This is a genomic window from Mesorhizobium sanjuanii (assembly GCF_002529485.1).
Classification (GTDB): domain Bacteria; phylum Pseudomonadota; class Alphaproteobacteria; order Rhizobiales; family Rhizobiaceae; genus Mesorhizobium; species Mesorhizobium sanjuanii.
The window spans coordinates 21,795-30,740 of the sequence record NZ_NWQG01000026.1 but is presented as its reverse complement, the minus strand read 5'-3'; the positions used below and the strand labels follow the sequence as shown (position 1 = coordinate 30,740).

Below are 8,946 nucleotides of genomic sequence, written 5' to 3'. Positions count from 1 at the left end.
CCCCTGTTCCAGTCGCAGAAGCTCCTCTGCATTGGTTGGCGGCTGGTGAGCTCGATCATCGAACAGCGGCCGGAGCGCCTCGGGAACCTCAGCGCTGAAAGAAGGCGAGGCGGCTTGCTCATCCTGCCATTGCTGAAGCACTTCGCGGAGCCCCTGGTCCAGTCGCTGAAGCTCCTCTGGATTGGTTGGCGACTCGTCAGCTTGATCGAACAGCCTCCGGGCCTCGGCAAGGTGCTGCTCAACGCCCACTTGCCTGGCCTGGACCGCTTGATCCTCTTCCAAGCCGGCGTCCTGCACCTGCGGCAAAGCTGTTACACGGGATGGATTACTATTTCGCGGGTCCACACTAGCCTCACATCAAACTGTATCGTCAAAAATCCTGCGCCAATTCACGCAGCGGGTCATCGAGTTGAGATTCTGCCGAGAGCCCCTCGTCCGCTATCGTCTAGGGTACCGGCTCCGGGAGGGCGCCTGTCTGGCTTTCGAAGATGCGTTTAAGGATGCGGTCCGAAAAATATCGCACCTTCCTCAATTGCAATGGTGGCAGGCCTTTGATGAGAACAATCTCGTAGTCTTCATCGAGCAGCCGAACCTGTTCGGGACGCAGCAGCGGTGCACCTTGATGCGAATTCTGAATGTTCCAATCGAACGTTCGCGCCTGGCTGGCAAGGCCGTGAACGGGATTCGAGGAGAAACCGTCACTTACCATGGCCGAGACCTCAACGGCCGGAGCGATCTCTGCTTCTGGAGGCAGCCATTAGATCCTCGCGGGCGTGATTATAGGGGTGACTTAGGGACTGCCCGATTTCACCACCCCGCCGCAGCTGTTGACGGGAGGTTTGCGGGCCTACTGTATCACGGACTGAAGCCGCAATACCTGCTATGTGGTCGTCCAAATTCGCATTCCGTTCCTCTACTGCATGCTGCGGCGGAGGCATGTGCGGCAAGATATCTTGCATGCCGGGAACTGCGTGAGCTTGGGCCTGTTGATTTGCGTCGAACTGGTGATACACCGCCAATTCCGGCGGCTCGACAGGAGGCCGGGGCAGCGAGTCCAGTTGGTTGGCGGCCACCAGAACTGATTCCACTGCGTCTTGGTGCGTGCGCGAGGAAGGATCCATTCCGTAGGCTCCCTGAATCATCAGTGATGCGATTTCCTTTTGTTGGTCTTCAGGAATACGGGACAATGCGTTGCGTACACTATCAGCGAACTCGAGTGAGATCACTTGTACTTCTGCATATTTTTTCCACGATACGGGTGCGTTTTGCTTCCGGCGCAAATCGTTGGCAGTCTGTTCATTTGTGTCCGGATGCACGAACGGAATCAACCCCTCAACACGGTTTTTCAGGAATTCGGCGGTGCTTTTGTCCATCGACCAATGACCTTCCTTGACCGGCACTCCGCTCCATGCGCTGTCTTTCAACCGAACAGCGGGACCGTTGGCCCAGGCATCCATAACCACGGTCGACCTCGGGTCGCGGCTTCCGCGCCGCAGTTCGTTCCAAATGTGACCCGTCTTGACTGGGATCTCATCACTTTCGTCGGTTATCTCTTTCATTGACACGGAAGCACTAGAGGTCGTACTCCGCTCGTCGGCCGCCATGTGTGGGGCGTGGACGATAGCGGAAAGGGGAGCGGTCTGATTGCAGCACGCCGCTCCCATGACTACGGCCACTGCAACCTTAATGTTGTCGTCTGCTCCCATCATTGCAACCGACGATCCGATGCTGTTGTGGCCGTGAGAGGGAATGTCGTCCACCTTAACGTTTCCCCGGCCATGCTTGAGCAGCAGGCGAACGTCGTGAACTGTTTGCCCCGCTGTCGCGAGTCTTATCGGGCTGGTGACGTCGTCACCGACGACACACGCTCCCATATGATAGGCGGCCTGCTGGATCTGATGTGGCTCCAGAGGCGCATCTCCGCCCCGTCGCAACCTGTCGGCAGGCGTGCCCACGGAGACCCTCAGCGCTGCCGTGGATTCTCGCGGCGACTCTTCCGTGTCATATGTGGCATGTCGAGTCGATCCGGAGGATTTGGAGATGCAAATTCCCATAGCCGTTCACCTGTAGTGGAGTTTCTGATCGCCGAGGGACGGATACGCGAGACGGGCGCTTAACCGTCAGTGTCATCTGGATGAGCTTCCATCAAGGGTGCCGGCTCCGGGAGGGCGCCTGTCTGGCTTTCAAAGATGCGTTTAAGGATGCGGTCCGAAAAATATCGCACCTTCCTCAGTTGCAATGGCGGCAGACCTTTGATGAGAACAATCTCGTACTCGTCATTGAGCAGCCGAACCTGTTCGGGACGCAGCAGCGGCGCACCTTGAAACGAATTCTGAATGTTCCGGTCGAACGCTCGCGACTGGCTGTAGGAAATCGATTTGGCTTCAAACGTGTATTCACCGATGGCTTTGGAAATGTAGGTTGGAGTCTCGTCATCGGCCGTGGCCATGAACACTTGCAGTCCGGTATTGCTGAGAAAATTCTGCTTACCAGCCTCTCCATAAGCCCCCGTTAGTGCCGAAAGGCTTTGGATGATGAGCATGAAACGCCCCTTGTAGCCCGCGATAGTCGTAATTGCGGTCTCGATCGCCTCCAGCTTCCCCAAGTGCTTGAACTCATCGAGCAGAAAGAGAACCTCGTGCTTTTCGTCCTGGCGGGGCAGCGACCGCTGTAGAATTGAAACGGTTTGCTGAAAAAATAAGCGTATCAAAGGCGCGATCACCTCAAGGTCGTTCGGACCAACGCAAAGATAGATGCACGTTCTGCGACGGCGAAGATCATAGACCGAAAAGTCCGAGCGACTTGTAGCCGCCTTGACAGCCGGATCCGCCCACAAGTTGAGCCCGCCATCGCCGAGCACGGACGTGTAGGAGGTTAGGATTTTTGTATCGTTCCCCGCCATGTCGTCGAAGATGCGTTGTGCCTCTTTGTTCCGGGTCTCCATGGCGAGCTGCGCGAAGAGCTTAAACTTCTCCCCCGGCTGAGCGAACAGATCATAGACGGCGCCGATTGTTGGCGTGCCCCGCTCGATGCAGGCAAGGATCCCCGCGACAAAGATATCTCGCGCGCCGCTGACGAAACCTTCCGCCCCCTCCCCCTTGGCCGTGATCAGGTTTGCGGCCAAGCGGCGGGCTTCGGTGAATTGCAGCTGCGGAGGCAGCGCTATAAGGTCCAACAGCGGATTGTAGCAGTTGGTGCGCCGCTCCGAATCCAGCGGCGCGAATTTGAACACTTCGTGGCCTGCGGCTTTGCGCGCCCTAGAGGTGAGCTCAAAGAGCTCCCCCTTGACGTCCAGAGCTATCACTGAGCCTTTGAATGTAAGGAGCGTTGGAATGACTATGCCGACGCCCTTGCCAGCGCGGGTCGGCGCAACGATGAGGCTGTGAGGCTGCTCGCCATTGGTCAGGTAATAGCCAGGCCAGAAAGGACCACTCGTCTTCCCGAAGACCGGCCCTGTCACGCCACGGTATCGTCGCAGATATCCCGTGCGTCGCATTTCATCCACTCGAGCCCAACGAGCGGTCCCGTGGTGTTCGAGCTTGCGGCGCAATACGAACTGCTGAATCAGCAAGACAACCGCGGATGTCGAGAGCACGATAGCCGCGCCCTGATAGAAAACGGGGGTTGCGAAACCCAAATAGAAGGGCGTCTCAAACCAAAAGGCACGGACATCAAACGCCATCAGAGCCTCGCCGCTACCCCCGTGGCGGAAGGTTGCGTACAGACTCGCCGCACAGAACCCCAAGGCGAGTGAGCACGCGATGCTAATGGCTATGTTGGGGGACGTCGTTTTTGTAGAAGACATTGTTCCATGGCCGAATTAGCCGTGCTGATGCTGCGCTTGCTTTTGACACCGAACCGAGGTCGCGATGCCGACGCTCGACAGATCGATGCCGCAGCGGGTGGTGCGATGCTTGCATCGCGCCACCCGGCAGACGTGGATTTTGAAAGTTTCACTAAGCAGATACGTCGACGGCCAGGGAATTGGAAACAGCAAGGCCGTGAACGGAATTCGGGAGAGGAAGCGTTACTGCCATGGCCGAGACCTCAACGGCCGGTGCGATCTCTGCTTCTCCTAGCCTCCATTAGATCCTCTCGGGCGTGATTGTAGGAGTGGCTTATGTCCCGGCCGACTTGACCACCCCGCTGCAGCTGTTCGTGGGAGGTTTGAGGGCCAACTGTATCACGGACTGCAGCCCCAATACCTGCTATGTGGGCGTCCAGATCCGCACTGCGTTCCTCTGCTGCATGCCGCGGAGGAGGCATCTGCGGCAAGATGTCTTGCATGCCGGGAATTGAGTGAGCTTGGGCCTGTTGATTTGGATCTAACTGGTGATACATCGCGTACATAGCATTGGATGCTGTCGACCTGACGTGGCCATCCGGATCGGTAGCCAATTCAGCGGCCTGATCAAAAATGCGAGCTTTATTTTCAGCGTTAAACTTGCTGAAGTTTTGCGCAGCGTAAAGCGCTCCGATAGCTTGCGAAGGTGGGTCCATGTTGCCAATGCGATTAACAATACTATCTTGTGTCTCTGGCCGAAGGTAATGAGACACATTACTGACTGCTCTGAATTGCTCCAATGCTACTTCATCCGAGGTGTGTCCCAACCCGGCAGTCAATTTATCCCCCAGATCGACGGCTGATCGTCCAAGCTGATTGGTCCGCGTTTCAAATCTCGCGAGGTCAGTTTCTGGCTCGGTTCGAGTGCCCCGAACGGCTATGCGCTCTCGCCTCCCGAGTTCTTTGAAGGTCCCAAGATTTCGCGCTGTATCGCGCGGGTTAGCGCTTACCAGCCGTTCTGCAACATCGGTCAATGGTCCGTATGGAAGGTCACGGAGGGTACTGCGATTCCCCACGTCTTGGGATGAACTTGCAGCTGCGCGTGCCCGTTTGTTATCGCGATCCATTGCTCGGCCTCCAAAGTGGTTAAGTTACCCAATCAGGGTACCACCGACGCTTGACCTGCTAAACCGATATGAGGTTACAGTTGTAGTCTGGCAGAAGCTTCTCCCAACTCTGGGATACGCCGAGAGCCGTAACCGGGGCAGATTTCCGGGCGGAAGGGGTTTGCGGCGAGAGCGTTCGTGATTCACCGTTTGCGTGACGCATCAGGATCGTCTCGTATAAGAGAGTCCGTCGCGATACGCCCCGCGAATGACGATGGTACCTTCGGCTTGACTTATCCTTCGCGCTCTGCGGGTCCGACGAGAAAATCAGCCTACCTTGCTGAGACTACCTGCGGAGGACTTGCCGCTACGGCGGTCCTGCTCGATCTCGTACTTGATCTTCTGCCCGTCAACGAGGTTTGAAAGTCCAGCCCGTTCTACAGCTGAAATATGGACGAAAACGTCCTGACCGCCGTCATCGGGCTGGATGAAGCCAAAACCTTTGGTGCTGTAACCACTTCACTGTTCCGGTCGCCATATCTGTGTATTCCTTTGTGGCCAGTGCGAACCAGACGGGCCGTGAAGCCGATCCTGTTCATATTTCGTAGAGTTAAACCCAGCAAAAACCAGAATTACCCACCTCGGGGTTGCGGCGCGAAAAGCCATTGCTCTGTTTGGGAACGCACCGAACAGGTGCCGGTGAGCTTGAGCGCAACGCGCTGCAAGACGCTCGAGTGCCGAGGAATCTCTCCGACAAGGATACGTCTGAGCCGCCCAGTATGCCGGCTCGGCAACCACCCGAATGGATCGAAGCCGATCTGCAAAACGGATGGTGAGAGCGTTGGCTCGTTTCCAACCCATCCTGTCTCACCAGCGCGGACGCCTGGACGGATGTCAACGCCGGAAAAAGAACCGCATCGATTGGTCCCGCTTGCGGCCAGCTCCAGTCGGCCGCTCGATCGCAAGCGTGGTTCGAGGAGGAAGCTCTCCCAGGTGCAATGCGAGGAGACGCTGGTCCAACTCCTTGTCGGCTGCCGTAAGGCGGTGGTTCAGGCGAAGGTAGTCCATCCAGGTCGGGGTGCGGAAGGTTTCTGTCCAACGCGAAGGCTGCTGGAGGTCGCGCTGGAGATTCCAGTGTCGCGCACCAACGCCGCTTTGTACTCGCCGCCGTTCCCGCATCTGCTCCAGGAACGCTTCGACATTTGCTTCGGGTATTGAATATTCGATCTTGGCGACGATCGGCCCGCTTCGGGGCTTCAAATCCAGGGCAACCTGAGGCGTTTCGAAGCCAAGAGGAGCCTGATCGGAATCTTTCCATTGACGGATGGGCAGCAGGAAGCCGGTGCCAGCGACCAGCAGCAGCGCGCCACCTGAAAGCTCCAGAGCCGAGCTCAGCGAATAGCTCTCGGCCACCGTACCCCACAGCCAGCTGCCAGCCGCGATGCCGCCGGATGAAAGGGCATAATAGATCGAGAGCGTGCGACCAACGACCCACCTTGGACTCGCCAACTGGACGCTTACGTCCAGCCCGGTCCAGGTCACGACCCAGCCCGCGCCGCCGAGCGCCAGCGCGATAGCCGCCACCGCCACCGAGGGGGTGAAAGCAAGCGATAGACAACAAGCCGCACAGGCGATGCACGACAGTGTCGTCAAACGTTCCTGGGACAGCCTCCGTCTCAGAATGTTGTTGCAGATGCCGGCGAACAAGGCGCCGGTCCCGAAGCCGGCCATCAGGATGCCGTAAACGACTGGCCCTCCCCCCAGCTGATCGCGGGCGACGAGAGGCAAGAGCGCTAGTATAGAGATGCTCGTCAGCCCAAAGAGGGCACCGCGGGCAATTGCTGCCTTGATTTCGGATGACAGGGCAGTGAAGCGCGCTCCGTCATGGATCGCCGTGGTCAATGGTTCACTCGGCAGCGGTGACGAGCGAACATGCCATTTGCAGCGCCCTATGGTCCACAGCAGCATCAGATATGTAAGTGTCGCCACTGCGAAAGCCGTCAAAGGGCCAAAGGAAGCAACGACGACGCCACCGAGAGCGGGGCCGATGCTTCGGACGGCGTTATATCCGACCGAGATAAGCGTGACGGCGGCCGGAACATCGCGCTTTCGCAGGATATCGCCAACCGACGCGTGCCAGGCGGGGTCGGTGAAAGCGGCGCCTACTCCGGCCAAACAGCTGAATGCAAGAACCATCCATGGATTGAAAATTCCGAGACCTGCAAGAACAGTCAGCATCGTCGAGGACAATGCTATCACGCACCAGCCAGCGAACATGAGATTGCGGCGGCTGTAATTGTCCGCTAGGGCGCCGGCGATAATTGACAGGAGGAATGTGGGCAAGGTTGTCGAAGCCTGCACCAAGGCGACCATCACATCCGATGTCGAAATGGTCGCCATCAGCCAACTGATGGCAACCATTTGAATCAGCCACCCTAGACTGGATACCTGTGTGGCAATCCAGATCGGACGGAAAGTTGAATTCTCGAGCGGCGCGAACGTTGCCGATGACACCGGATTAACTTCTTCACGCGCCACCCCGCTCATTGGGCCGAGCCTCCCTTCGCTGCCAGTTGTATGAGATTTCTCCCCGCCCACGTGCCCATGGAGGAATGGCAGGATCAGGGCATTTTATCTGCGCAACGCAAGTTATTTTTGCCTGGCCGAAGCTGTGGCAGAACCGAATGCTTCCGGTGGAGCTATCGTTCCGCTATGCGGGACGAGACCGGTTCGATCCTGTCGTTGTCGATCCCCGACCACGTTACAATTTCGTCAGTTTGACGTTCCTTAGCGTCTCCAACCAAGCCACGTCCTGGGCATCGACTTCCCTTCTGGTGATCACGAGCTCCCGCGCATTGAACCGCCTCGCCAAGGTGGATCAGTAGTCTATCTTTGGCGTAGGTATTCAGCAGCCTGCTAGGCGCCCGCCGCCACGTGCGGGCGACGTCGGCATCAACCGGCGGGCAGATGCGCCGAGGGCAACAACCGCGCCTGACGCAACGCCGCCAGATCAGCCGAGCCGGTGCAGAAGCAGGCAACGGCCAACTGGCGGATGACGATCTCGAAATGCGCGACAACCGCCTCGGTGGACACCGTCGCCGCGCGCAGCACGCCGGCCGCCTGCCCGGCGATGTCCGCGCCCAGGCGGATGGCCTTGGCCACGTCGACGCCGTCGCGGATCCCGCCCGACGCGATCAGCTTCACAGTTGGCAGCGCCCGACGTACCGCCTGCACGCTGGCCGGGGTCGGAATCCCCCAGTCGGCGAACGCCATCGCCACTGCACGGTCGGCGGCATCGCGGGCGCGCTCGCCCTCCACCGCGGCCCAACTGGTGCCGCCGGCGCCGGCGACATCGATGACCGCCACGCCCGCCTTGACGAGCGCGCAGGCCACCGAGGCGGACAGGCCCGACCCCACTTCCTTGGCCACAATCGGCACGTCCACGCTGCGCGCGGCGCGAGCGATCTGCGCCAGGACGCCGCGCCAGTCGCGGTCGCCCTCCGGCTGTACCGCTTCCTGCAGCGCATTGAGATGGACGATGAGTCCATCGGCCTCCAGCGCATCCACCGCCCGGCGCGCCAGGTCCAGGCCGTCGGCCTCGCGCAGTTGCGCGGCGCCGATATTAGCCAGCAAGGGAATGTCTGGGGCCATGCGGCGCAGCGCGCGCGTCAGCCCCTGGGAGTTGCGGGATTGCAGGCTCACGCGCTGCGAACCGACGCACATGGCGATCCCCAAGGCTTGTGCTGCCTCGCTCAGATGCCGGTTGATGGCCTCGGCGCGTGGCACGCCGCCGGTCATGGAGCTGATCAGCAGCGGCGCGCGCATGGTCTTGCCCAGCAGCGAGGCGCGCAGGTCGATCTGCGTCAGGTCCAACTCGGGCAATGCGCAGTGTTCGAAACGGATGTACTCCCAGCCGGCGGCGACCGTGGCCGGCGCCGTTCGCCGATCCAGCACGATGTCCAGATGGTCGTCCTTGCGCCGGCTCGGGATGTTGTCGCTATCGCTCATGCTCGCTCCATCCGTCGCATCGGGGGACGGCGTTGCATCGGATCGGAC

General features: G+C 59.3%; 5 protein-coding genes and 2 pseudogenes. All 7 read right to left on the bottom strand.

Going from position 1 to position 8,946, the window contains the following annotated elements; genetic code table 11:
- Nucleotides 1–282 (bottom strand): hypothetical protein (locus tag CN311_RS05885; protein ID WP_245440738.1); only part of this gene is annotated, 282 nt, incomplete at its 3' end.
- A gap of 88 nt (nt 283–370) precedes the next feature.
- Nucleotides 371–664 (bottom strand): annotated as a pseudogene (locus CN311_RS05880) (type IV secretory system conjugative DNA transfer family protein); the annotation flags it as partial.
- Between the two features lie 55 nt (nt 665–719).
- Nucleotides 720–1,760: a type III secretion protein gene (locus CN311_RS32885; RefSeq protein ID WP_245440737.1), complete on the bottom strand. Its 1,041-nt coding sequence runs from the start codon at nt 1,758–1,760 to the stop codon at nt 720–722.
- Between the two features lie 353 nt (nt 1,761–2,113).
- Entirely contained in the window at nt 2,114–3,805 is a 1,692-nt protein-coding gene (virD4, locus tag CN311_RS05865; protein ID WP_027056329.1) for a type IV secretion system ATPase VirD4, read from the bottom strand.
- A 1,412-nt stretch (nt 3,806–5,217) separates the two neighbouring features.
- Nucleotides 5,218–5,428 (bottom strand): annotated as a pseudogene (locus tag CN311_RS05855) (cold-shock protein).
- Between the two features lie 356 nt (nt 5,429–5,784).
- Nucleotides 5,785–7,437 (bottom strand): MFS transporter, encoded by a 1,653-nt coding sequence (locus CN311_RS05850; protein WP_027033423.1) that lies wholly within the window; start codon nt 7,435–7,437, stop codon nt 5,785–5,787.
- Between the two features lie 405 nt (nt 7,438–7,842).
- Entirely contained in the window at nt 7,843–8,898 is a 1,056-nt protein-coding gene (gene fni / locus CN311_RS05845) for a type 2 isopentenyl-diphosphate Delta-isomerase (RefSeq protein WP_006329110.1), read from the bottom strand.
- Between the last annotated feature and the right edge of the window lie 48 nt (nt 8,899–8,946).